Source organism: Dermatophilus congolensis (assembly GCF_900187045.1).
GTDB lineage: Bacteria > Actinomycetota > Actinomycetes > Actinomycetales > Dermatophilaceae > Dermatophilus > Dermatophilus congolensis.
Window position 1 is genome coordinate 2,220,262 of record NZ_LT906453.1, and the last position, 22,908, is coordinate 2,243,169.

Here is a 22,908-nt window from a genome sequence, read left to right on the forward strand (position 1 = left end):
TCACCCCCGACCACCACCCAAACCAGCAACCCACGCCGACAACTCATCCCGCGAAGGCATCGCAGGACGCAACGTCACCCCATCAGCCGCATAGAAAAAAGCCGCCCCCACCTCCTGCACATCCACCCCACGCAACTGCGCATACGCCAACCGATACAACGCCAACTGCATACTCCTAGACTCAACCTGCGCCGCACTCGGAGCCCGCCCCGTCTTCCAATCCACAACCTCAAAACCACCCCCCGGCCGCGCAAACACCGCATCAATCCGCCCCCGAACCGGCAAACCATCAATCACCGTCTCCACCGAAAACTCCACCTCTAACGGCTGCCGATCAGCCCACTCCGACGCCAAAAAATTCTCCTTCCACCGCTGCACATCACCCACCTCATCACCCACCTCAAAACCAGCCCACTCCTGATCACCAACACCACCCTCAGACACACAATCCAACAACGACACCTGCGACCGATACCGCGCCTCCACCCACGCATGAAACTGCGAACCCGCACGAGCAGCAACCGCAGGCGGACGCGGCATAGGACGCCGCAAATCAACAGCAAACCCCTCCGGATCCACCCGCAAACGCACAAGATCAGTACCCGTCACATGATCAGGTAAAACCGCCACCTGCTCACGCACCCCATCCCTACCGGCCAACCACTCAGCCACCAAAACATCCATCTCAATCGACAAATCATCCACCCCATCAACTACCCCACCAGCACTCATCGCCAAACGCACCGCCTCCATCTCAACAGAACGCGACACCGGAGCAGACACAGGCCACACAACCTGCTCATCAATCACCGTCGGGTTTTCCGCCCCCTCCGGCGGCATATCGACCCACTCCTCAACAACAGACCCCTGCGCAACCTCACTCAAAAATCGACTCGTCACCCGCGGACTCTTATGCCCCTCCCACACCGCCGTCGAGACAAGCAACGCCTCCACCGCACGGGTATAGGCGACATATGCCAACCTTCTTTCCTCACGCATCGCATGTATCCCCCCAGCGAGCGCGAAATCAGACAACGCATCCTGCGCACCTTGCGAATCAACTCCACGCAAATCCATCTGCGGCAACCCATTAGCATCCCCCCGCAAGGGATACGGAATCGCACCAAGATCACTCGTCCACGCTGAATCTTTCGGGGGCTGCACCTGCCATTGATCACCAACAAACGAAACCCGTGCCGGATTCGGATAACTAGGAAACCCGCCCTCCACAAGACCAGGAACAGCCACCACATCCCACTCCAGCCCTTTACTGGCATGCACAGTCAACACATTGACAGCTCCCGTAGATGCTGGCGCAGGCATGTCAAGCCCTCGCTCTTGATCAGCGGCAGCCTCCAAGTACGACAAGAGAGCATGCGGCGTTGCTGTGGCAGAACCAGCGGCAAAACCGGCGACTACTTCAGCAAACGCATCTAGCTGAGCACGCGCCGATTCTGGAGTAGCACCAGGACGAGACAACAGCTCCACCTCCAGGCCAAGCACTCGCTCAGCAGTCATCACCATTTCTGGGAGAGATTGAGACGAGGCCTCCCTCACCTGGCTCAGCGCACGTGATAGCCACTCCAAACGAGCACGAGCTGTCGAGGTCAATTCACGGCCGTGGTTGTCTTTCCATCCTCGTTCTGGAAGATCTTCGACAGCTTCGATCAGCCCTGAAGGCTCCGGGCGAGTGTCGATACCTTCTGGGACGTCATTTTTTGTTTCTGTTTCTGCGGCGGGTGTTTCCTGGTCATCTACGGTTTCCTGCATAAGACGGTCTCGGTGTCGTGCCCAGGCAGCCAATACGTCGAGATCGCGTACCCCGAGTCGGCATACCGGTCCGGCAAGAAGCCGCATGAATTTGTCCGATCGCGATGAGTCAGTCGCGGAGGCGATCAGTGCTACGAGGTCGGTGATTTCGGGGACCATGAGTAGTCCTCCTAGCCCCACTACCTCTACCGGAAGTCCTTCTTTGCGAAGTGCGTCGATGATGAGGGGGAATTGTGCTCTGCGGCGGCATAGCACCGCAGCGGTGCGCCCTGATCGGGGTGGTTCGTTCTCGGGGTGTGGTTGTGAGGTGTCCCACCAGTGGCGGGCAATCCATTGGGCGGTGCCAGTGGCTTCTTCTTCGGCGGTGGCCCAGCGGCCTGTGTGGATGCGGCCTGGTCCTGCTGCTGGTCTGGGACGGAGTTTGTGTACCTGGACAGTGCTGTGTTGGGTGAGTTCGGCGGCGACGGTGTTAGCTGCGGCGAGGATGGCTTGGTCGTTTCGCCAGCTGATGGATAGGGGCAGGGTGGGTGCGGGGGTAGTTGTTCCTTGTGTATGAGTGCCAAAGAGGACGGGGAATCGGGTGAGGGTGGTTGCGCTTGCTCCACGCCATCCGTAGATAGATTGGTGGGGGTCGCCTACGGCGACGACGGGGATGGGTGGGGGGTGTTCTTCGCTGGAGCGGGCGAAGAGGGCTTCGAGTAGACGCATTTGGGCTTCGGAGGTGTCTTGGAATTCGTCGAGGAGGACGATGTTGAAGCGGCGTCGTTCGGTGGCGGCGACTGCGGGGAAGTTGATGGCTAGTTGGGCTGCGAGTTGGACTTGGTCGGCGAAGTCGATGACGGAGTGTTCGCGTTTTCGGCGGACGTAGTCGGCGAGGATGGGCAGGAGTTGTTGTTGTGCGGCGCAGTGTGCTCGCAGTTTTCGTATAGAGGTGGGCAGGCTGCGTTTTTTGGGGGCCAGTTCGATGCTGTCGAGGTCGCTGATGGTTGCGGTGAGGAAGGTGTCGAGATCGTGGGGGGTGCGGAGGTGTTCGGCGAGCTGTCCTGATAGGGAGAGGATTGCTGCGGTGACGGTGGCGGGGCTGGCTTCGACGGCGTCCATGGGGCCGGTGTATTCGGTGACGCAGGAGTCTGCGAGTTGCCAGGCGAGGGCTTCAGTGAGCAGTCCTGCGTCGGGTTCGACGCCTAGGCGTAGTCCGTGTTCTTTGACGAGGCGGCCTGCGTAGGCGTTGTAGGTGGAGACGGCGGGAGCGACGATGTCGTTGTCGGTGGTGGTGTCGTTGGGGGTGTTGGGGTCGTTGTATGGGATCCAGAGTCCTGCGGCGCGGACGGCGGTGAGGCGGCGGGTGATGCGTTCGGCGAGTTCTCCGGCTGCTTTTCGGGTGAAGGTGAGGCCTAGAACGGATTCGGCGGGGACGAGTCCGTTGGCGACGAGCCAGACGACGCGGGAGGCCATGGTTTCGGTTTTTCCTGATCCTGCTCCGGCGACGATGAGCATGGATTCGAGGGGGTGTTCGATGACTGCTGCTTGTTCGGGGGTGGGGTGGTGTCTGCCTAGGGCGTCTGCGATGTCGTTGGCGCTGTAGTGGATTTTCACTGGGTGCCTCCTTCATTGCGGGTGGGGCAGATGGTGTGGTGGCTGCAGACGCGGCACCAGGGTCCGGGGTGTGCGGGGAAGGTGTTGCTGGCCATGCCGTTGCTGGTTTCTTCGATGAGTTGGTGGGCCCAGTGTGGGTCTTCGGTTTCGTTGAGGGGTGGTTGGGCTTGGATTTTGGCGGCGTTGGTGAGTCCGGCTTTGCCGATGTGGACGAGGGCGGCGCCGGCTGATCCGGTTCCGTATTTGTTGAGGGCTCCTGCTTCGAGGGCGATTTGGTAGGTGGCGAGTTGGGCGTGGTGGGTGATGTCGGCGTCGGTGGGTCTGGTGGCGCCGGTTTTGAAGTCGATGATGCGTAGTTGGCCTTGGGTGTTGCGTTCGAGGCGGTCGATGCGGCCTCGGATGTCGGCGCGGCCGATGGGTACGTTGATGTCGGTTTCTTTTGCGACGGGTTGCCATCCGTCGTTGTTGCTGGTGTTTTGGTAGTTGGCTAGGCGGGAGATCATGTGTTGTGCCTGTTGGTGGAGGCGTTGTGAGGTCCAGCCGTCGGGCAGGTTGAGGTGGGGCCAGAGCCTGTCGAGTTCTGCGCTCATGGTGGGGTAGTCGTTTTCGTAGCGTGCGGCGATGTCGTGGATGAGTGTTCCGAGGGCGGAGGTGGTTTGGGGGGTGGTGGCTTCGCCGCCTGCGGCGGTGGCGAACCAGCGTAGGGGGCATTCGGTGTAGGTCTGGATTTTGGAGGGTGAGATGCGGATGCGGCTTTGGGGGGGTAGGACGGGTTCGTTGGTACTGATGGGTTGGTCGGGCCACCAGGTGTCTGGGTGGGCTCCGGGGACGCCGAGGCGGGCGAGGTGGGCGAGTCGTTGGGCGTGGAGGGTGCGTTGGTGGGGGTCGGTGGTTTCGGTAAGGCGGCGGCGCAGTTCGCCGACGAGTCCGGTCATGGACATTGCTCGGGGTGTGGGGGTGGGTTGGGTGGGGGTGTCGGGGTGGTTGTTGGGTATGGCTTGTCGGACGAGTTCGCAGTAATTGCTGGGTTGTTCGTCTTCGTTTGAGGTGGCGGTGATGATGAGTCGTTGGCGGGCTCGGCTGGTGGCTAGGGCGAAGAGGCGGGCTTCGTCGTGGAGTACGTCGATGAGTTGGGCGTGGATGTTGGTGCCGCGGTTGGTGAGGATGTCCACGAGGCGTTCGGAGCCCAGGAGGGATCCGCGTAGGCGGGTGTCTGGCCAGACGCCTTCTTGGAGTCCGGCGATGATGACCAGTCCCCATTCGCGGCCTACGGCTCCTGCGGGGGTGGTGAGGGTGACTTGGCGTCCGCGTTGTCCTCGGGCGGCGAGGGTGTCGGCGGCGACGTCTTGGGAGAGGAGATGTTCGAGGAAGCTTAGTGGTCCGCTTCCGGGTAGTCGGGTGGTGTAGGCGTCGGCGGCGGCGAAGAGTGCGACGACGGCGTCGAGGTCGCGGTCGGCGCGGGCGGAGGCAGTGGTTCCGTTGAGGGCGGTGTCGCACCAGAGTGGGGCGGCGTTGGTGGCGTTCCAGATTGCCCAGAGGATGGTGTGGCAGGTGGTGTTGGGGTGCCAGGCGGGGCGGCCGTTGGTGTTGGTGATGGTGATGGCGTGGAGTGCGGCGTGCAGTGCGGTGCGTAGGCGGGTGATGGGGGCTAGATCGGGGTGTGGGGGTGGTGGTGTGGGGTCGAGGAGGGCGTGGGCGAGGAGTTCGGGGTTTGCGCGGGTGCCGCCGTTGGTGCGTTCGTGGTGGGTTAGGGCGCGGCGGGCGCGGCGGGCGGTGACGGTGTCTGATTGGAGGAGGTGGGAGGTGAGGGTTTCGTCGAGGGCGAGTAGGTCAGCGGTGGTGAGGTGTTGTGGTGTGGGTTGGGGTGTGGTGGTGGGGTTTTCGGGTGTGGGGTTGTGGGCTGCGGCCCAGGCGGCGTGGATGGCGACTTCGTAGATGGCTAGGAGTGTGCGGACGGGGGTTTCTTCGCGTAGTGGTAGGCGGGCGCCGGCGATGTCGGTGGGGATGCCGGCGGCGCTGAAGGCGCGTCGTAGGGCTGCGGTGCGGGTGGATCCGCGGACGATGACGGCCATGTCTGACCATTCGCGTCCGTTGAGGAGGTGTTCGCGGCGTAGGAGGGCGGTGATGTGGGCTTCTTCGGCGCTGGTGTTGTTGGCGATGATGATGTCGATTGGTGGGGTGTTTGTGGTGGGTTCGGGTCCTGGTGGTGGGGTGGCGTGTCGGTGGGTGGCGGTTCCGGTGACGCCGATGTTTTGGGTGATGTGGGTGGTGACGGCGGCGATGGCGTGGATGGGGCGGTGTCGGGTGTTGAGGGTGTGGCAGGTGGTGGGTGTGAGTCCGTCCCAGCCGCTGGTGAATAGGTGGGGGTCGGCTCCGCGGAAGGTTTGGGTGGCGGTGTCGGGGTCGCCGATCAGGACGAGTTCGATGCCGTTGTGGTGGAGGGTGTTCAGGAGGGTGGCTGCGGCGGCGGTGAGTTCTTGTGCGTCGTCGATGATGAGGGTGCGGATGCCGCCGCTGAGGAGGTTGATGTTGGTGGGGTTGTCTAGGAGTGCTCCTGCGGCGGCGCCGAGGATCCAGGAGGGGTCGTATGCGCCGGGGCGGGAGAGGGCGGTGACGTTGTCGTATTCGCGTAGTACGTCGGCTGCGGCGGTCCAGGCTGGTTCGTTGTGTTGGTTGCCTAGGTTGGCAAGTTCTTCGGGTGAGATGCCGTATTCGACGGCGCGCATGATGAGGTCGCGGAGTTCTGCGCGGAATCCGCGGGTGGTGAGGGCTTCGGTGATGTCGTGGGGCCAGTTGGGGGCGGGGGCGTGTCCGGTGGTGTGTCCGGTGAGGAGTTCACCGAGGATGACGTCTTGTTCGGCTCCGTCGAGGAGGCGGGGTGGTGGGGTGTTGTTGAGGTGGGCGAGTCGGGTGAGGATGCTGAATCCGAAGGCTTGCATGGAGGCGGCGAGGGGGCGTTGGGTGGTGGTGCCTAGGAGGCGGGTTACTTCGCGTCGGGCGTGGGTGGCGGTGACGCGTGAGGAGGTGAGGAGCATGCATTCGGTGGGGGTGCGGTGGTTGTTGCGGATGCGGTGTAGGACGCTGTGGACGGCGACGGTGGTTTTTCCTGTGCCTGGGGCGCCGTAGATGTGGATGAGGGGTCCGCGTGCGGTGGTGGCTGTGGTTTGTGAGGGGTCGAGTTGGTGGGTTTCGATGAGGCGGGGCCAGCCGTCGAAGTGGGTGGCGTTGGTGCGGACGAGGCGTACGGGGGTGGTGTCGTGGTTGGGGGGTGGGGTGGGTTTGTTCACGGTGTGCCTCGTGGATGGTGGATGTGTTTTTCGTATTGGATCATCGTTCACTGTCAGGGTTGGTCAGGTTGGGGCGGTTACGATGCGTGGGTTTGGTGGGTGTTTGTGTTTGTGGTTGTCGAGGGGGCGTTGTGGTTCAGGTTTCGGTTGATTTGCATCGGCGGTTGAGTAAGTCCGAGCGTCGTGATCATTTGTTGTTGCATGCGCGGGAGGCGTTTTCGGCACATGGGTATCACAATGCGTCGATGGATGACATTGCTGCTCGGGCGGGGGTGTCTAAGCCGGTGTTGTATCAGCATTTTCCGGGCAAGTTGGATTTGTATTTGGAGTTGTTGGATGAGGCTGCTGAGCATGTGCGGGTGATTTTGGGTCAGGTTTTGGCGCAGGCGGGGCGGGCTGATGAGGTGGTGCGGGCGATGGTGGAGGCGTATTTCGGTTTTGTGACTGAGCCTGCTGGTGGTTTTCGGTTGGTGTATGAGTCCGAGACGTTGAGTGAGGCTGAGGCGACGCGGAGGGTGCAGGAGTTGCAGGGGTGGTGTGTTGATGCGATTGCTGAGCGGGTGCGTTCTTTTCGGGATTTGTCGTTGGCTGAGTCGAATGCGGTGGCGACGTCGTTGGTGGGGTTGGCGCAGTTTTCGGCGCGGGCGTGGTTTCGGGATGGGACGTTGTCTCGTTCGGATGCGGTGGATGCGTTTACTCGGATGGCGTGGGGTGGGTTGGCTGGGTTTGTTGGTGACGTGGACTGATGGGCGTTAGGAAGTAGTCTCGTTGTGGAGGGAATTCGGTTTCGGGTTGCTGTGTTGCTGCTCGGGGTGGGTTCTCGTTGGTAATTCGTTGTTGTATGCCGTTGAGGCGGCGAGGAGGTTTGCTCCATGGAGGTCAAGATTGGTGTTTTGCACACCACTCGTGAGTTGAGTGTTGAGTCGACGTTGTCGCATGAGGAGGTGCAGGCGTTGGTTGACAAGGCTGTCTCGCAGGGGGCTCCGTTGCGTTTGGAGGATGAGAAGGGCCGTGTGGTGGTGGTGCCTGCGGCGACGTTGGGTTATGTGGAGATCGGTAGCCCGCGTAAGGGTGGCGTCGGTTTCGGTATGTTGTGATTTTTTGTCGCCTGTTGGCGGTTTCGTGAGGGCGTCTGGCGTGGCTGGGCGCCCTTTCGCGTGTGTCGGGTGCAGCTACGTTTCGGTGTAGGGCTGTGCCTGCGTAGAATTGTGTCGACATATTCGGTGCCCGGTCGGCATCTTCCTTGTGGAATTCGTTCCTCGTGGTTTTTGTCTTTGGTGGGCCTGCCGTTTGTGGTTTTTGGTCTGCGGGGACGCTGCCTATCGCGTGTGCGTGTCGCCATTGGTGTCTGGTCGCTTGTGAGCGCGGCGTTGGTGGTGTGACCGCTTGATTGTGAGCTCTGTTGGAGCTTTGTTCGGTGTGTTTCCGGTGTTAGGGGCATGTCGATGATCGTTCTTTTCCGATCGGCCCGATTTCATGCAGGCATGTCGTGTGACGCGAGCGAATGCCGTTGCCGTTTGAAGGTTGTTTGTGATGAGTGACGTGACGGGTGCTGCGGGTACCGATGATGTTGTGACGCCGGATGTTGAGGTGCCGGTGGGGCAGGAGATGCCTGCGTTTGCGGATTTGGATATTCATCCGGATATTGCTGCTTCGTTGGCTGATGCGGGTATTACGCATGCTTTCCCGATTCAGGCCAGTACGTTGCCTGTTGCTTTGGACGGTGGAGACATCATTGGCCAGGCCAAGACTGGTACGGGTAAGACGTTGGGTTTTGGTGTGCCGTTGTTGGATGCGGTGATTACTGAGGCGGATCCGGAGTTTCCGGAGTTGCGGCATCCTGGGCGTCCGCAGGGGCTTGTGGTGGTGCCGACGCGGGAGTTGTGTGTGCAGGTGGGTGATGATCTGGATAAGGCGGGTCGTCGTCGGGGTATTCGGGTGGAGCGGATTTATGGTGGGCGGGCGTTTGAGCCGCAGGTTGAGGCGTTGCGTCGTGGGGTGGATGTGGTTGTGGGGACGCCGGGGCGTTTGTTGGATTTGGCTCAGCAGGGGCATTTGCGGCTGACGGAGATCACGGTCGTGGTGCTGGATGAGGCCGATGAGATGTTGGATTTGGGCTTTTTGCCGGATGTAGAGCGGATTTTGGCGTTGACGCCTGGGTCGCGTCAGACGATGTTGTTTTCGGCGACGATGCCTGGCGCTGTGGTGGCGTTGGCGCGTAAGTACATGGATCATGCGACGCATATTCGGGCGCAGTCGACTGGTGATGATCGTGCGACGGTTTCGGCGATTGAGCAGTTTGCGTATCGGGCGCATCCGATGGACAAGGTAGAGATCATTGCTCGGGTGTTGCAGTCGGAGGGTCGCGGGCGTTCGGTGATTTTCACGCGGACGAAGCGGCAGGCGGCGAAGGTGAGTTCAGAGTTGTCTGAGCGTGGGTTTGCTGCTGGGGCGATTCATGGTGATTTGGGGCAGGGTGCGCGTGAGCAGGCGTTGCGGGCGTTCCGTCACGGCAATATTGATGTGTTGGTGGCTACGGATGTGGCTGCGCGCGGTATTGATGTTGATGATGTGACGCATGTGATTAATTTCCAGGCGCCGGAGGATGAGAAGACGTATTTGCATCGCACAGGGCGTACTGGGCGTGCGGGGCGTACTGGGCGTGCGATCACGTTGGTGGATTGGGAGGATATGCCTCGGTGGCGCTTGATTGATAAGGCGCTTGAGTTGGGTATGCCTGAGCCGGTGGAGACTTATTCGAGTTCGGATCATTTGTTTTCGGATCAGGATATTGAGCCGGGCACGAAGGGGCGTTTGCCTAAAGACAAGCGTTTGTTGGCTGGTTTGTCGGCTGAGGCTGTTGAGGATTTGGGGGAGCCTTCGCGTGGTCGCGGTAGGGGGTCTGGCCGTGCTGGCGGTCGGGGGCGCGCTCGTGGTCGCGGTGGGGCAGCTGGGCGGGTTTCGCGTGCGTCTGAGTCTGTGAGTGAGCGGAGTGATTCTGCTGGTGGTGCGGATAAGCCGCGTCGTCAGCGCAGGCGTCGTCGAACGCGTGGTGGGGCTTCTGGGGGCGCATCTTCGGGTGAGTGATACGGGTGTGTGCTCATGGGCTGATGGCGTAGTTGTGTGTGTTTAGAGGGCTTTTCGTGGGGATGGATATCGTTTTTCCCACATAGTTGAACATGCGTCCAGCATCTGCGGTAGTTTTGTTTCTGGGACGGCATTTTTGTGCTGTTTCTTCCACGTGCATTAACTGATGTCATTTTGTCGGTTTATGCAGTGGCTGTGAGATATCGGTTTTCTTATTTTTCACAGTGTTTTTCTGCCGCAGGTGCGGAACCGTGGGGGTTCTGTTGTGCGGTGCGCTGTTCGCGGTGCCGATGGGGGTCGGCCCGTTTTACGACACGACAGGTGGGGGCCTTCATGTCTTTTGGTAGTGATGCTGTTTCGCGGCCTGATGCGGCTCGTGGCGCCGAGGTTGGCGCGAATCGCGCTGTTTTGGCGTCAGCTGTGGTGACGGGTGTTGCTGTTTTGGTTGTGCTGATGGTTGTGGGGCCGTCTCTTGTGGGTGATCCGCGATTGTTGTTTGCGGCGTTGTTGATTGCTGCTTCGGTGACGGCTGGGACGGTTGCTGTGCGTGATGCGTCGGTGTTGCGGTGGCCGTGGCAGCGATATTGATGTTCTTTCCCCTCCACGTACGCGGCGTGTGCTGACGCGTACAGGTGTGTGGGTGGGGCCCCTCTCCTGCCCACACACTTCCCCTTCGTTGATCACTGTTGGGTGCCCCTCTACCCGGTGGTGATTGCCAGGCGCCCCACCCCCGCCACCTTGCGGGCGCCGCTTGTGTGCCCCGGGCCCTCCCTCGGCCCGGGGCACACGTGTTTACCGGGGGCGGGCGGTAGCGGGGTGGTTAGGACTGCAGGATGGGGGTGCCGTGAGCGTGGGCGTTGATGGCTTCGAGGGCGGCGGGGGTGGTGGTGTGATCGCCGAGTCGGTTGGTTTTGCCGGTTCCGTGGTAGTCGCTGGAGCCGGTGGCTATGAGGCCGAGTTGTGTGGCTAGGCCAAGGGCGTGTGTGGCTTGTTCGGGGGTGTGATCGAGGTGGTGGGCTTCGATTCCGAGTAGGCCAGCGTCGGTGAGTTCTTCGATGATGTCGTCGGTAATGGGGCGGCCACGGCGCTTGGTGGCGAAGGGGTGGGCGATGATGGGCACTCCGCCGGCGTCGCGGATGAGGTGGATGGCTTCGCTGGGGGATATGGATTCGTAGGGAACGTGGTATGGGGATCCGTCGTGGAGGTATCGGCGGAATGCTTCGTCGCGGTTGGGGACGATGCGAGCGCGTATGAGTGCGTCGGCGATGTGGGGGCGGCCGATGGTGGTGGTGTCGTCGATGTGGCTGCGTATGTCGTTCCAGGTGATGGGTAGGTCGGTGGCGAGGCGTTCAACGATGCGTTGGGCGCGGTTTTGGCGGGAGTTGCGGGCGCGTTCGAGTGCGTTGAGTAGGCCGGCGTGGTGGGGGTTGTGGAGGTAACCGAGCATGTGGATGTTGATTCCGTTGGTGCTGGTGGAAACTTCGATGCCTCGTACGAGGGTGATTTTGTTGTTGGTGGCAGCGGTGGCGGCTTCATCCCAACCGTTGGTGGTGTCGTGGTCGGTGATGGCAATGACGTCCAGTCCGGCGCGGCAGGCGTTTTCGATGAGTTGGGTGGGTGTGTCGGTACCGTCTGATGCGGTCGAGTGGGCGTGGAGGTCGATGCGCATATCTTCGAGATTACGCGGGGTGTGCATACAGTTGCTGGTTGGTTCGTTGCGGGGCAGGGACGGTAGGTTGCTCAGTGGCCATTAGGCTGTGCACATGGCTGATCACTTTGACGTTGTTGTTCTTGGAGCCGGCCCTGGTGGGTATGTGGCGGCTATTCGCGCGGCTCAGCTGGGTAAGTCGGTCGCAGTTATTGAGAAGAAGTATTGGGGTGGTGTTTGCCTCAACGTTGGTTGTATCCCCAGCAAGGCGTTGCTGAAGAACGCTGAGTTGGCGCACACGCTGACCAAGGAGAAGAAGAAGTACGGGATTGAGGGCGACGCGACGATGTCGTTCGGCCCGACGCACAAGCGTTCTCGTCAGGTGAGTGCAGGCATCGTTAAGGGTGTCCACTTCCTGATGAAGAAGAACAAGATCACGGAGATTGATGGGTGGGGCACGCTGCAGGCGGGCAACACGATTTCGGTGGAGGCTGAAGATGGCTCCACGCGTGAGGTTACGTACGGTGACCTGATCATTGCCACTGGTGCGACGGTGCGCACGATGGGCATTGAGCTGAGCAAGAACGTGGTCAGCTACGAGGAGCAGATCCTCGATGAGAACTTGCCTAAGAGCATCATCATCGGTGGTTCTGGTGCGATTGGTGTCGAGTTCGCTTACGTAATGGCGAACTTCGGTGTCGATGTGACGATCGTGGAGTTCGTGGACCGTATGGTTCCGACCGAGGATGCTGACGTGTCTAAGGAGCTGGCACGTCACTACAAGAAGCTCGGCGTGAAGGTTATGACGGGCACCAAGGTCGAGTCTGTGGAAGACACGGGTTCGGGTGTGAAGGTGACGGTTTCGCCGGCTGCTGGTGGCCAGTCGCAGGTGTTGGAGGCCGAGCGGATGCTGTGTGCGTTCGGTTTCGCTCCGCGCACTGAGGGTTATGGGTTGGAGAACCTTGGCGTCAAGCTTACTGAGCGCGGCGCGATCGAGGTTGATGACTTCATGCGCACGAACGTTGAGCACGTGTATGCCATTGGTGACGTGACGGCGAAGATGATGTTGGCTCACGTTGCTGAGGCGATGGGTATTGTCGCTGCGGAGACCATCGCTGGTGCCGAGACCATGCCGATTGATTACCAGACGATTCCGCGTGCGACTTACTGCCACCCGCAGATCGCTTCGATGGGTCTGTCGGAGCAGCAGGCTAAGGATGCTGGCTACGACGTGAAGACTTCTTCGTTCCCGTTCTCGGCGAACGGTAAGGCGCAGGGTCTTGGTGAGGGTGTCGGTTTCGTGAAGGTGATCGCTGACGCGGCGCACAACGAGATTCTTGGTGTGTCGATGATCGGTCCGGACGTGACTGAGCTTCTGCCTGCAGCGAACGTGGCTGTGCAGTGGGATCTGACTGCTGATGAGGTCAGCCGCACTGTTTTCGCTCACCCGACATTGGGTGAGGCGCTCAAGGAGGCTATGCACGGTATCGCTGGGCACATGATCAACCTCTGATCTGTCGGTGGTGAAGGCGGCCATTCACTTTCGGTGGGTGGCCGCCTTAATCATGTTCCGGCGCTGGGGTGGATGTGGATGTGATCATGGGGGGTATGGCTGATACGGGAGCATCGTTGGAGTCCGGAGCTGGCACGCAGCAGGCGGGAGCAAAGAGGGAGCAGGAGGCGGTGTCTGAGCACCGCAGCAGGCCTAGGTCGCAGGCGTTTGTTGAGTTTATGGCTTCGGGGTGGGCGCCTCGCCAGGAGTCGTTGCCGCAGCTGGCGGAGTCGGCTCGGTGGGCGGCTGCGCGGCGTGAGGCGTTGTCGGCTGCTTTTCCTGGTGAGCGGTTGGTGATTCCTGCTGGTGGTTTTAAGGTGCGGAACAACGACTGTGATTATCTTTTCCGGCCGCATAGCGCGTTCGCGCATATGACTGGTTTGGGGGCGGATCGGGAACCGGATGCGGTGTTGGTGTTGGAGCCGCGGGCCGAGGGGGGGCATGAGTCGGTGTTGTATGCGCGGCCGTTGCTGCCGCGAGATAGTGAAGCGTCGTTTTCGGATTCGCGGTACGGAGAGTTTTGGGTGGGTGCTGCCCCGACGTTGGAGTCGTTGGCTGCAGAGTTGGGTGTGTCGACAGCGCATTTGGATCAGTTCGGTGATGCTGTCGGTAAGGATCTCGGGGCGGTGTCGTTGCGAGTGTTGACCGGTGTTGATCCGGTGGTGGATGAGCAGGTGGCGAAGGCTCGTCGGGATAGCGCAAATGAGCAGCTGCTTGAGTCTGCTGCTGAGGTGGATCGGCAGCTGGAGGTGAAGCTGTCCACGATGCGTCTGGTGAAGGATGAGTGGGAGATCAGCCAGATGCGTGAGGCTGTCGCGGCTACGGATACGGCGTTTGCTGCGGTGGTGCGTCAGTTCCCGGAGGCGGTGCGCCGTGGTCGTGGTGAGCGCTGGATTGAGGGAACGTTTGGTTTGTATGCGCGGCATGCAGGTAATGGGGTCGGCTATGACTCGATCTGCGCCGCGGGTGACCATGCGAATACGTTGCATTGGATTAAAAACACTGGTGAGGTCCGGGAGGGTGATCTGGTGTTGATTGATGCCGGTGTGGAGGTTGACTCGCTTTTTACTGCGGATATCACACGGACTTTGCCGGTGAATGGGCGGTTTTCTCCTGCGCAGCGGAAGGTCTATGAGGCTGTGTTGGAGGCTCAGGAGGCGGGTATCGCCGCGGCTAAGCCGGGGGCAACGTTCAAGGATGTGCATGAGGCAGCGATCGCGGTGATCGCTCGGTATTGCGAGCAGTGGGGTTTGTTGCCTGAGGGAGTGAGTGCGCAGCGCAGTTTGCAGCCAGATGGTCAGTGGCATCGTCGTTGGATGGTGCATGGAACCAGCCATCATTTGGGTTTGGATGTGCATGACTGTCAGCAGGCATTGCGTGAGGACTACATGGACGGCACTCTCGTGCCGGGCATGGTCTTGACGGTAGAGCCGGGGTTGTATTTCAAGGCTGATGACGAGTTGGTTCCCGAAGAGTTCCGTGGAGTTGGTGTGCGGATCGAAGATGACATTGTCATCACTGCTGAGGGCTGTGAAAGCTTGTCGAAGTTGCCGCGTTCGGTGGATGAGGTTGAGGCGTGGATGGCTCCTCTTCTAGCTGGGGATGCATGATCGGCGGGTTTATTCCGCTGTGGAATCGTTGAGTGGTTTTGAGTGTTGAACGGGTCGGCGGCGTCGCTGTTGCGGTGTTCGTGTCTATGCTCGTGCCGCGCGGGCATGGGTGGATGACATGTTTGTGGCTGTGACGCCGCCGCTTGTTTGCCTTTGTTATTGACCACACTTTTGCCTTGAGAACAGGACGGATATTTATGTCGCAACAGCCTTCTGCAGGTCAGGAGATCCTCAATCTTGAGTTCCCTCAGTCGTTGGCGTTGTTCGACCGGTATGCGGATGCGCAGAAGGCCGTGGATTTTTTGTCTGATGAGCAGTTCCCGGTGCAGAACGTGATGATTGTGGGTACGGACTTGCGTCAGGTGGAGCGAGTGACCGGGCGTTTGACGTGGCCGAAGGTGCTTGGTGGTGGCGTGCTGTCGGGCATGTGGATGGGTTTGTTTGTCGGGTTGATTTTGTCGATGTTTGAGGGTGGGGCGACGTTAGGCCTGATCGGTATGGCTGTGGGGGCTGGGGCGGTTTTCGGTTTTATTTGGGCAGGTTTGGGGTATTCGATGTCTCGTGGTCGGCGTGATTTCACGTCGGTGAGCCAGGTTGTGGCCACGAAGTATGAGCTGTTGGTTGAGCATCGGGCCTTTGGAGAGGCACAGGCGTTGTTGTCGAAGATGGATGGTGTACGGGGCGCTTTGGTCACTACTGGGGAGCCTAAGCGTGTGCAGGCGCGCCCAAATCCGTTTGAGGGAATGTACGGGCAGAAGATTGATTCCTCGGGCAAGCCAGTCTCGTCGAGCGATTCATCGCAGGCTGCTGCAGGCTCGGCGGCGGATTCTCCAGGTGCTGATGACGCATCAGCGAAGTGAGGTTGAGGGGCTGGTCTTACGGGGCTAGCCCCTTGGTGTGGGTGGCGGCGTGGCTTAAGGGGTGTCGTTTTCGAGGGTGGTGATGGCCTCGGCGAGGGCGAGTGTGCGGCGGGCGGCATCGACGTGGAGTTGTTCGATCATGCGGCCGTTGTGGGTGGCGATGCAAGCTCCGTCGGCGGCGTCCCAGGCAGCGATGATGGCGTGTGCGTGTTCGATGTCTGTGGGGGTGGGGCTGAAGATTTCGTTGGCTGCCGCGATGTGGTTGGGGTGGATGAGTGTTTTGCCGTCGAATCCCATCTGGCGGGCCATCGTTGCTTCGGTCGTGAAGCCCTCGTGGTCGTGAATGTTGTTGTGGACGGCGTCGAGGATCGCGATTTTCGCGGCGCGGGCTGCCAGCACTGCCCAGGACATGGATGCCATGAGCGGGGCGCGGCCGGGGATGTCTTCGGCGTGGAGTTCTTTAATGAGGTCGTTTGAACCCATGACCAGGGCCTGCAGGCGCGGGGATGCTGCGGCGATGCTGGGGGCGTTGAGCACTCCGAGTGGGGTTTCGCACATGGCCCAGATCGCGGTGGCGGGTTGGGCGTGTGCTGCTTCGAGAGCAGCGCAGATGGCGTGGATTTCTTCGGCGGTGTTGATTTTGGGGATGGCGATGGCGTCGGGCGCGGCTGCTGCTGCTGCTGCGATGTCGTCGTGGTGCCAGGGTGTGTTGATTGCGTTGACGCGGATGATCAGTTCGCGGTGTCCGTATTTTCCTGATTGTGTGGCGGCGCAGGCTGCGTCGCGGGCAGCTGGTTTGTTTTCTGGTGCGACGGCGTCTTCGAGGTCGAAGATGATGCTGTCGCAGGGCAGGGTGGTTGCTTTCTCCAGTGCGCGGGGATTGGAGGCGGGCATGTAGAGCACTGAGCGGCGTGGCCGCAGGGTGGGGTCGGGTGTTGTCGCCATGTGGGGCGGCCTTTCGTTGACCGAGTTTCGTTGTGGGGGTGCCTAGTCAGGTTATCGGTATTGCGGGGGCGTCTTTGGTGAGGTGAGGTGTTTCTTCGCGTGGGTGAGGCGGCTGGATACGCTGGGGTTTTGCCCCGAGCCGCTCAGACGGCAGAACGGTAAAGGTGAGGAATGTTACTGACGGGTGTGTCGGTTTTGATGGGTGGCGCAGTGGCTGCTGGAGGTGCTGGCGGCGGGATGACGCAGTGGATTGTCGGCGTCATGGAGGCGTTGGGGGCGCCGGGGGCTGGGCTTCTTGTTGCGTTGGAAAATGTTTTTCCGCCGATTCCTAGTGAGGTGATTTTGCCGTTGGCTGGTTTCACTGCCAGTCAGGGCACGTTGTCACTGATGTCGGCGATTGTGTGGACTTCTGTCGGTTCGCTGGTTGGGGCGTGGGCGCTGTACGCGCTGGGTGTGGTTCTTGGGCGAGATCGGTTGTTCCGTTTTTTTGACTGGATGCCGTTGGTGGATGTCGAGGACATTGAGAAGGCTGAGGCGTGGTTTAACCGGTACGGCTATTCGGTGGTGTTTTTTGGCCGGATGCTGCCTCTTATTCGCAGTCTCATTTCGATTCCGGCTGGTTTGTCGCGGATGCCGTTGCTGCAGTTTTCTGTGTTCTCGCTGGTGGGTAGCGTTTTGTGGAATTCGGTGTTGATTTATGCCGGGTTCGCGTTGGGTGAGAAATGGGATCAGGTGGAGCAGTACGTGGGGTATCTGCAGTATGTGGTGATCGCTGCGATTGTGGCTTTCCTTGGTTGGTATTTGGTGCGGTATTTCCGTAAGCATCGCGCTGGCGGGGATGCCTGAGGGCGTAGCTCAGGGGTTCCAAGCAAGGGGTAGACGTTTGCGCTGATAGCTCAGGGCCTGGTTGCCTGAGGGTGTTGTTGGGTGCGTGATGTAGCTGCCAGTGGCGGTGTGGCTGCTGCTGGTGCGTGCCTTCGTGGTGACCGGTATCGCGTGCTGCTGCCTGTACCCGTGGACGAACCGTGCCTTCGTCGTCGTTACTCTGGTTGTTGTGCCCTCGAACACACGCGTTTTCGTCGCCCGCCTCGTCGGTCTTTCCGTTTTTGACCCTATCGGTGATCAGGTCGGGATTGTCCGTGACGTCATCGTCATGTTCAGCGCCGCACGGCGACATCCACGCGCCGTGGGTCTTGTGGTGGAAGTGCCTGGTCGGCGGCGCGTGTTCATGCCGATGACACGCGTCACCTCAATGGATGCTGGGCAGATCATCTCCACTGGCCTGGTGAATTTGCGGCGTTTTGAGCAGCGCAGCGGTGAGGTCATGGTTGTTGCTGAGCTTTTTGACCGGACAGTTACGGCTCGTGAGCCAGGGGCTGACCCGTATTCGGCGATCATCGAAGACATCGCGATTGAGAAGGTTCGCGCCCGGGAATGGACGATCGAGAAAGTTTTTGTCCGCAAAGTTCCTAAAGGTGGGCAGCGCTCGGGCTTTGGGGAGTCGCTGGGGCTGCGGCGTCGGCGTGGTGAAACGTTGCTGCTGGACATTGATCAGGTTGCTGGGTTACGAGCGCTGGCGGTGAATCAGGGGGCTGATCTGCTCCTTGAGGGTTATGACGATGTCAAGGCTGCGGACTTGGCAGAGATGATTCGTGAGTTGAAGCCGTTGCGGCGGGTGCAGGTTGCTTCGGCGCTTCCTGATGAAAAGCTCGCGGATGTGTTGGAGGAGCTTCCCGAGGATGATCGGGTTGAGGTGCTTTCTTCGCTTTCTGGTAATCGTGCTGCTGATGTTCTTGAGGCGATGCAGCCTGACGATGCTGCGGACTTGTTGGGTGAGCTGACTCCGGATGCGCAGGAGCGTTATTTGCGTCTCATGGAGCCTGATGATGCTGAGGATCTTCGTCGTCTGTTGGTGTATGAAGAGGACACTGCTGGTGGTTTGATGACGACCGAGCCGCTTATTCTTCCTCCTGAGGCGACGGTGGCTGAAGCGTTGGCGTATGTTCGCCGGCAGGAGATCCCCCCAGCTTTGGCTGCTGCGGTTTTTGTGTGCCGGGCTCCTCAGGAAACTCCGACGGGTAAGTATCTTGGCCTCGTTCATTTTCAGCGTTTGTTACGTGAACCTCCGACGACAGCTATCGGTTCTGCATTGGATACGGGTATTGAACCTGTTTGTCCTAGTGCCTCTCTTATGGATGTCACGCGGGAGTTGGCGACGTACAACATGATGGCTTTGCCTGTCGCTGACGAGGATGGACATTTGCTTGGGGCGGTGTCCGTTGATGACGTGATCGACAAACTTCTACCTAATGACTGGCGTGACGACCGACACGAGGTGACGCATGGCTGAGCAGAAGCGAACGGCCCGTCTGGACCAGCCGCAGGAGATCCGTGCCGCGTGGCTGCGTCGTCCGAAGATGTTTCGTGAGGGCTCTTTTGGTGTCGCTGCGGAGGGGTTTGCTCGGTTTATGGGCACTCCGCAGTTCCTTGTGTGGATGACGATTTTTTGTGCGGTGTGGCTGGCGTGGAACACGTTTATGCCTGAGGAAGTGCAGTTTGATCCGCGCTCTTTGAACTACACGTTGTTGACGCTTATTTTGTCGCTGCAGGCTTCGTATGCTGCGCCGTTGCTGCTTTTAGCTCAGAATCGCCAGGATGACCGGGACCGGGTTATTGCTGAGCAGGACCGTGCCCGTGACGAACGCAACCTTGCCGACACTGAGTATTTGACTCGGGAGGTCGCTTCGCTTCGGATGGCTTTGGGTGAGACGGTAACTCGTGATTATCTGCGCTCCGAGCTGCGTGATCTTCTTGAAGAAATCCGCAGCTTGGATGATGAGGAGTGCGAGAGCGTTCACCGTCGCAAGAAGCGGAAAACGGGTAAGCGTCCTGGTGTTGCGCCCTCGGAGAACTCTCATGGGCATGAGCAGCTCAGTGATGAGGAGCGTGGGTGAGTCGTTCAGCGGGGTGAGCTGGCATCGCTAGGGTGGTGAGCATGCCTGTTCCCTCTCCTGAACAACTCATGGACGCGCTTTCACGCGTCGAAGACCCTGAGATCCACCGCCCGATCACCGAGCTCGGCATGGTCGAGAACATTTCGGTAGATGATGCAGGCGTCGTCACCACCACTATTTTGCTCACCGTGGCGGGATGCCCGTTGCAATCGACGATTGAGAAGGAAGCCACTGAGGCGCTTTTGGCGTTGGAGGGCGTCACTTCGGTGTCGGTGACTTTGGGTGTGATGAATGATCAGCAGCGCAAAGATCTGGGCACCAAGCTGCGTGGTGGCAAAACCGAGCGGGAGAACCCGTTCGCTCGGCCCGATAACTTGACCCGTATTTATGCGATTGCTTCTGGTAAGGGGGGTGTGGGTAAGTCGTCGGTGACGACCAACCTTGCTGCGGCGATGGCTAAGCAGGGCTTAAAGGTTGGTGTGCTCGATGCGGACATTTACGGTTTTTCGGTGCCGCGCATGATGGGGGTTTCTTACGCTCCTACGCAGGTTGATGACATGATCATGCCTCCGGAGGCTCATGGCGTGAAGGTCATGAGTGTGGGCATGTTTGTGCCCGAAGGGCAGCCTGTGGTGTGGCGTGGCCCGATGCTCCACCGCGCTATCCAGCAGTTCCTCGCGGATGTGTACTGGGGTGACCTGGATGCCTTGTTGTTGGATCTTCCTCCGGGTACCGGTGACGTTGCTATTTCGATTGGGCAGCTTCTACCCAACGCTGAGATCGTGGTGGTGACCACGCCGCAGAGCGCCGCGGCTGAGGTGGCTGAGCGTGCTGGGTCAATCGCGGCTCAAACGAATCAGCGGGTTGTGGGCGTCGTTGAGAACATGGCGTGGCTACAGATGCCTGACGGTAGCCGTAATGAGATTTTTGGCTCTGGAGGCGGCGCTACAGTGGCTGCTTCGCTGTCGGCCATTATGGGTACTGAGGTTCCTTTGTTGGGTCAGGTTCCGATTGATGTGGCCCTGCGTGAGGGCGGGGACGCAGGTGCCCCGGTGGCGGTGTGTGCGCCAGATTCTCCTGCCGGTGCAGAGCTAACCAAGATCGCTACCACCTTGGCTACCAGGGCCAGGGGTCTGGCTGGGCGCAAGCTTGGTGTTTCAGTGACGCCTCACTAAGCACGTTTGCTGGACTGCCGGGGGTGTGGCGCCGAACGGTTGTCTGTTCGTCACCACTCCCCCGCAGGTTTATGTGGCTTCGTTATCGAAGGGTGTGGGGCGATTCGGGTCGAAAGTCACTGAACGCACTGGAGTGCGGATCACGGCTTCTTCGAGCGGGGTGTCTTTCTGCTCACCGGTCTCTAGGAGGGCTTCACGCACGATACGGCGCGGGTCGTATTGGCGTGGGTCGTAGCTTTTCCAGTCGATGTCATCGAACTCTGGGCCCATTTGCTCACGCAGCTGGTTTTTCGCCCCATCAGCGAACTGCTGCACCGAACGAACCCATTCACGTAGTTTCGCGGCATAGCCTGGCAGGCGTTCCGGGCCGATAAGCAGCATGGCTAGCACGAAGATGATGATGAATTCCCACCCGTTGATGGTGATCAGCTCCTTCGTGGCTATACCGGCGCGCAGCAATGACTGTGTGATGAGCCAGTGCCGCTAGTTACTTATACCTACTGTGCGTGCACACGACACTGCTCTGGCAGGACACGGCACTGCACCGCATCCTGCCAGAGCAAAACAGTACTCTTCACCGCATCGGCCTCTTAAGCCCCACCAGTGCGGGGCGGGCAGAAGGGGAAAATCACAGCGCAGGCTGTACCTCGGGCATGCGCGTGGCTCGGGAACGCTCCGCTTTAGGTGCGCGGTGCGCCAACTCTTCACGCAACCGGGCACGCCCTCGGTGGATCCGTGAACGGACGGTACCGAGCTTAATGCCCAGAACATCGGCGATTTCTTCGTAGGACAAGCCCTCGATGTCGCACAACACGACAGCAGCACGGAAATCAGGAGCCAAGGACTCTAGCGCCCGCTGCACGTCGTCATCGAAATGATGCTGATCCCATGCCTGCTCGGGCCCGCCGCCGTGCGCGGGAAGCCGCGCGGCAGACTCTTCAGACAACGCATCGAAACGTATCCGCTGTTTGCGGCGCATCCGGTCAAGGAACAGGTTCGTGGTAATCCGGTGCAGCCATCCCTCAAAGGTGCCCGGGCGGTAGGAATCCAGGTAACGGAACACCCGCACGAATGTGTCGTGTGTGAGGTCCTCAGCATCATGCGGATTACCGGTCAAACGGTAGGCGAGTCGATACACGCGCGCCGAGTGAGTCTCGACGATCTCTTCCCAAGACGGCGCGGCGTGCACGGCGTCCTCGCCTGCACACGAAGCGAGCGCAGCAGTCGAGGGGGCAGATGCACCAAAAGTCGACGAGGTGGGCACGGTCTCACGTCCTGTCTTGCAAAGGTTCGTTCCACTACACACTCTGCCGGGACAACCTGGGCATCTCCTGTACGTTCGGTTGCGGTATGTGCACGGAGTGCTGAAAAGTTCCTGCACTACTGTCCCCGAATCCAACACCCCGCACAGCGCCAGCCCCCTCACCTGCGCGCTCTGATGATTAAAGTGCTTTCTATGAGCGCGCAGAAGCCAGCAAGTTGGGTGTACACGGAAGAATTCATCTCCGACCTGCCCGTCATGGACGCTGCGCGGCGCCGCGGACACGAACTGGGTGCCACGCCCGTCTCCCCCGGTGTCGGCGCCACCTTGCGTGTTCTCGCTGCAGCGGCGAAAACACGCACCGCCGTAGAAATCGGCAGCGGCGCCGGAGTTTCCGGGCTTTATCTACTCCAAGGCATGCCTGCCGACGGAGTGCTCACCACCATTGAACGCAACATGGAATGTCATAAAGCTGCCCGAACAACGTTCCGAGCCGCAGGCATCCCGACCCAACACACTCGTGCCATCAACGGAGATGCCCTTGACATGCTCCCTCGTCTAGCCGACCGCGGCTACGACCTGGTGTTCATCGACGGAGACGAAACCGAATACGCGGACTATGTGAGCCAAGCTGTGCGGCTGCTACGCCCCGGAGGGCTCCTGGTCATTGATGACATGCTTTGGCACGATCGGGTCTCAGACCCGGCCGCCCGTGATGAAACCACCGTAAACCTGCGCGACCTGGGTAAAGAGCTCCGCGACGACGACAACCTTGAAGTCGCTCTTCTACCTGTCGGGGGCGGGCTGCTCGTAGGCACTCGCCGCTGACCCAACACATTGATGTGGGGGTGGGAAGACCTTTTGGTCTTCCCACCCCCACATCAGTTTCGCGTCGGCCAAGCGATCACATGATCGTCACTCGAACGGCACTTCCGCACAGTCACGGATGGCCACACCGAGCGAAGCAGCCTCATCGGCAGTCATCTCAACGACAAGGCGTCCGCCACCCTCGATCGGCATACGAAGGACAATGCCACGACCTTCCTTGGCAACTTCCAACGGTCCGTCGCCGGTGCGGGGCTTCATAGCGGCCATGAGTTCCTCTTCCCTGGGTCACGTCGGTGCCCGAGCGCGATGCGGAGGCGACAGACAACCACGCCATC

19 protein-coding genes are annotated in these 22,908 nt (G+C 60.2%); 12 read left to right on the plus strand and 7 right to left on the minus strand.

Going from position 1 to position 22,908, the window contains the following annotated elements:
* On the minus strand, positions 1-3,366 hold the full coding sequence (locus CKV89_RS09505) for an ATP-dependent helicase (protein ID WP_028326466.1): 3,366 nt from the start codon (positions 3,364-3,366) through the stop codon (positions 1-3).
* On the minus strand, positions 3,363-6,653 hold the full coding sequence (locus tag CKV89_RS12565; RefSeq protein WP_051277137.1) for an ATP-dependent DNA helicase: 3,291 nt from the start codon (positions 6,651-6,653) through the stop codon (positions 3,363-3,365). Before CKV89_RS12565 ends, CKV89_RS09505 begins: the two co-directional genes overlap by 4 nt.
* Before the next feature lie 131 nt (positions 6,654-6,784).
* On the opposite strand from CKV89_RS12565, the gene CKV89_RS09515 reads away from it, so the two are divergent.
* The 4 genes from CKV89_RS09515 to CKV89_RS11940 all read left to right on the plus strand — a co-directional run bounded on the left by CKV89_RS09515 (position 6,785) and on the right by CKV89_RS11940 (position 10,328).
* Complete coding sequence (locus tag CKV89_RS09515) at positions 6,785-7,399, plus strand: TetR/AcrR family transcriptional regulator (protein WP_157728109.1); 615 nt, start codon at positions 6,785-6,787, stop codon at positions 7,397-7,399.
* Between the two features lie 126 nt (positions 7,400-7,525).
* Positions 7,526-7,750, plus strand: coding sequence for a DUF3107 domain-containing protein (locus CKV89_RS09520; RefSeq protein WP_028326469.1), 225 nt, complete (start codon positions 7,526-7,528; stop codon positions 7,748-7,750).
* A gap of 436 nt (positions 7,751-8,186) precedes the next feature.
* Positions 8,187-9,740, plus strand: a complete 1,554-nt coding sequence (locus tag CKV89_RS09525; protein WP_028326470.1) for a DEAD/DEAH box helicase — start codon at positions 8,187-8,189, stop codon at positions 9,738-9,740.
* Between the two features lie 333 nt (positions 9,741-10,073).
* Positions 10,074-10,328 carry a hypothetical protein gene (locus CKV89_RS11940; protein ID WP_154657564.1) on the plus strand — a complete coding sequence of 85 codons (255 nt, stop codon included), beginning with the start codon at positions 10,074-10,076 and terminating at the stop codon, positions 10,326-10,328.
* Between the two features lie 232 nt (positions 10,329-10,560).
* Here CKV89_RS11940 and CKV89_RS09535 read toward each other — a convergent pair whose 3' ends face one another.
* Positions 10,561-11,436: a PHP domain-containing protein gene (locus tag CKV89_RS09535; protein ID WP_231935379.1), complete on the minus strand. Its 876-nt coding sequence runs from the start codon at positions 11,434-11,436 to the stop codon at positions 10,561-10,563.
* 67 nt (positions 11,437-11,503) lie between these two features.
* Between CKV89_RS09535 and lpdA the strand changes: the two genes are divergently transcribed.
* The 3 genes from lpdA to CKV89_RS09550 all read left to right on the plus strand — a co-directional run bounded on the left by lpdA (position 11,504) and on the right by CKV89_RS09550 (position 15,410).
* Positions 11,504-12,901: a dihydrolipoyl dehydrogenase gene (lpdA, locus tag CKV89_RS09540; RefSeq protein WP_028326473.1), complete on the plus strand. Its 1,398-nt coding sequence runs from the start codon at positions 11,504-11,506 to the stop codon at positions 12,899-12,901.
* A 95-nt stretch (positions 12,902-12,996) separates the two neighbouring features.
* The gene (locus tag CKV89_RS09545) at positions 12,997-14,550 is read left to right on the plus strand and encodes an aminopeptidase P family protein (RefSeq protein WP_407919574.1); all 1,554 of its coding nucleotides are present in this window, start codon (positions 12,997-12,999) and stop codon (positions 14,548-14,550) included.
* Positions 14,551-14,747: 197 nt separating this feature from the next.
* Positions 14,748-15,410 carry a general stress protein gene (locus CKV89_RS09550; protein ID WP_197697049.1) on the plus strand — a complete coding sequence of 221 codons (663 nt, stop codon included), beginning with the start codon at positions 14,748-14,750 and terminating at the stop codon, positions 15,408-15,410.
* Positions 15,411-15,464: 54 nt separating this feature from the next.
* Here CKV89_RS09550 and CKV89_RS09555 read toward each other — a convergent pair whose 3' ends face one another.
* A complete protein-coding gene (locus CKV89_RS09555) occupies positions 15,465-16,355 on the minus strand; it encodes an HpcH/HpaI aldolase/citrate lyase family protein (RefSeq protein ID WP_028326475.1) in 891 nt (296 codons plus the stop codon).
* 171 nt (positions 16,356-16,526) lie between these two features.
* Here CKV89_RS09555 and CKV89_RS09560 point away from each other — a divergent pair, with 171 nt between their 5' ends.
* The 4 genes from CKV89_RS09560 to CKV89_RS09575 all read left to right on the plus strand — a co-directional run bounded on the left by CKV89_RS09560 (position 16,527) and on the right by CKV89_RS09575 (position 20,484).
* On the plus strand, positions 16,527-17,201 hold the full coding sequence (locus CKV89_RS09560; RefSeq protein ID WP_231935380.1) for a DedA family protein: 675 nt from the start codon (positions 16,527-16,529) through the stop codon (positions 17,199-17,201).
* A 208-nt stretch (positions 17,202-17,409) separates the two neighbouring features.
* Complete coding sequence (locus tag CKV89_RS09565) at positions 17,410-18,705, plus strand: magnesium transporter MgtE N-terminal domain-containing protein (protein WP_028326477.1); 1,296 nt, start codon at positions 17,410-17,412, stop codon at positions 18,703-18,705.
* Positions 18,698-19,309, plus strand: a complete 612-nt coding sequence (locus tag CKV89_RS09570) for a DUF1003 domain-containing protein (protein ID WP_084440838.1) — start codon at positions 18,698-18,700, stop codon at positions 19,307-19,309. Before CKV89_RS09565 ends, CKV89_RS09570 begins: the two co-directional genes overlap by 8 nt.
* Before the next feature lie 41 nt (positions 19,310-19,350).
* The gene (locus CKV89_RS09575) at positions 19,351-20,484 is read left to right on the plus strand and encodes an Mrp/NBP35 family ATP-binding protein (RefSeq protein WP_028326478.1); all 1,134 of its coding nucleotides are present in this window, start codon (positions 19,351-19,353) and stop codon (positions 20,482-20,484) included.
* A gap of 69 nt (positions 20,485-20,553) precedes the next feature.
* Here CKV89_RS09575 and CKV89_RS09580 read toward each other — a convergent pair whose 3' ends face one another.
* Both CKV89_RS09580 and sigE read right to left on the minus strand, forming a co-directional pair.
* The gene (locus CKV89_RS09580) at positions 20,554-20,943 is read right to left on the minus strand and encodes a Sec-independent protein translocase family protein (protein WP_324603338.1); all 390 of its coding nucleotides are present in this window, start codon (positions 20,941-20,943) and stop codon (positions 20,554-20,556) included.
* A gap of 169 nt (positions 20,944-21,112) precedes the next feature.
* Positions 21,113-21,673: an RNA polymerase sigma factor SigE gene (gene sigE / locus CKV89_RS09585; RefSeq protein WP_051277138.1), complete on the minus strand. Its 561-nt coding sequence runs from the start codon at positions 21,671-21,673 to the stop codon at positions 21,113-21,115.
* A gap of 267 nt (positions 21,674-21,940) precedes the next feature.
* Between sigE and CKV89_RS09590 the strand changes: the two genes are divergently transcribed.
* A complete protein-coding gene (locus CKV89_RS09590; RefSeq protein ID WP_028326480.1) occupies positions 21,941-22,573 on the plus strand; it encodes an O-methyltransferase in 633 nt (210 codons plus the stop codon).
* Positions 22,574-22,660: 87 nt separating this feature from the next.
* Here the strand turns inward: CKV89_RS09590 and CKV89_RS09595 are convergent, their stop codons facing one another.
* Positions 22,661-22,840 carry a DUF3117 domain-containing protein gene (locus CKV89_RS09595; protein ID WP_028326481.1) on the minus strand — a complete coding sequence of 60 codons (180 nt, stop codon included), beginning with the start codon at positions 22,838-22,840 and terminating at the stop codon, positions 22,661-22,663.
* Positions 22,841-22,908: the final 68 nt, after the last annotated feature.

Excerpts from the sequence above, each read along its gene's own strand:
- CKV89_RS09590 (WP_028326480.1), top strand. The coding sequence starts at position 21,941 with ATGAGCGCGCAGAAGCCAGCAAGTTGGGTGTACACGGAAGAATTCATC.
- CKV89_RS09560 (WP_231935380.1), top strand. The coding sequence starts at position 16,527 with ATGTTACTGACGGGTGTGTCGGTTTTGATGGGTGGCGCAGTGGCTGCT.
- CKV89_RS09520 (WP_028326469.1), top strand. The coding sequence starts at position 7,526 with ATGGAGGTCAAGATTGGTGTTTTGCACACCACTCGTGAGTTGAGTGTT.
- lpdA (WP_028326473.1), top strand. The coding sequence starts at position 11,504 with ATGGCTGATCACTTTGACGTTGTTGTTCTTGGAGCCGGCCCTGGTGGG.
- CKV89_RS09525 (WP_028326470.1), top strand. The coding sequence starts at position 8,187 with ATGAGTGACGTGACGGGTGCTGCGGGTACCGATGATGTTGTGACGCCG.
- CKV89_RS09545 (WP_407919574.1), top strand. The coding sequence starts at position 12,997 with ATGGCTGATACGGGAGCATCGTTGGAGTCCGGAGCTGGCACGCAGCAG.
- CKV89_RS09555 (WP_028326475.1), bottom strand. The coding sequence starts at position 16,355 with ATGGCGACAACACCCGACCCCACCCTGCGGCCACGCCGCTCAGTGCTC.
- CKV89_RS09570 (WP_084440838.1), top strand. The coding sequence starts at position 18,698 with ATGGCTGAGCAGAAGCGAACGGCCCGTCTGGACCAGCCGCAGGAGATC.
- CKV89_RS09535 (WP_231935379.1), bottom strand. The coding sequence starts at position 11,436 with ATGCACACCCCGCGTAATCTCGAAGATATGCGCATCGACCTCCACGCC.
- CKV89_RS09550 (WP_197697049.1), top strand. The coding sequence starts at position 14,748 with ATGTCGCAACAGCCTTCTGCAGGTCAGGAGATCCTCAATCTTGAGTTC.
- CKV89_RS09575 (WP_028326478.1), top strand. The coding sequence starts at position 19,351 with ATGCCTGTTCCCTCTCCTGAACAACTCATGGACGCGCTTTCACGCGTC.
- CKV89_RS11940 (WP_154657564.1), top strand. The coding sequence starts at position 10,074 with ATGTCTTTTGGTAGTGATGCTGTTTCGCGGCCTGATGCGGCTCGTGGC.
- CKV89_RS09595 (WP_028326481.1), bottom strand. The coding sequence starts at position 22,840 with ATGGCCGCTATGAAGCCCCGCACCGGCGACGGACCGTTGGAAGTTGCC.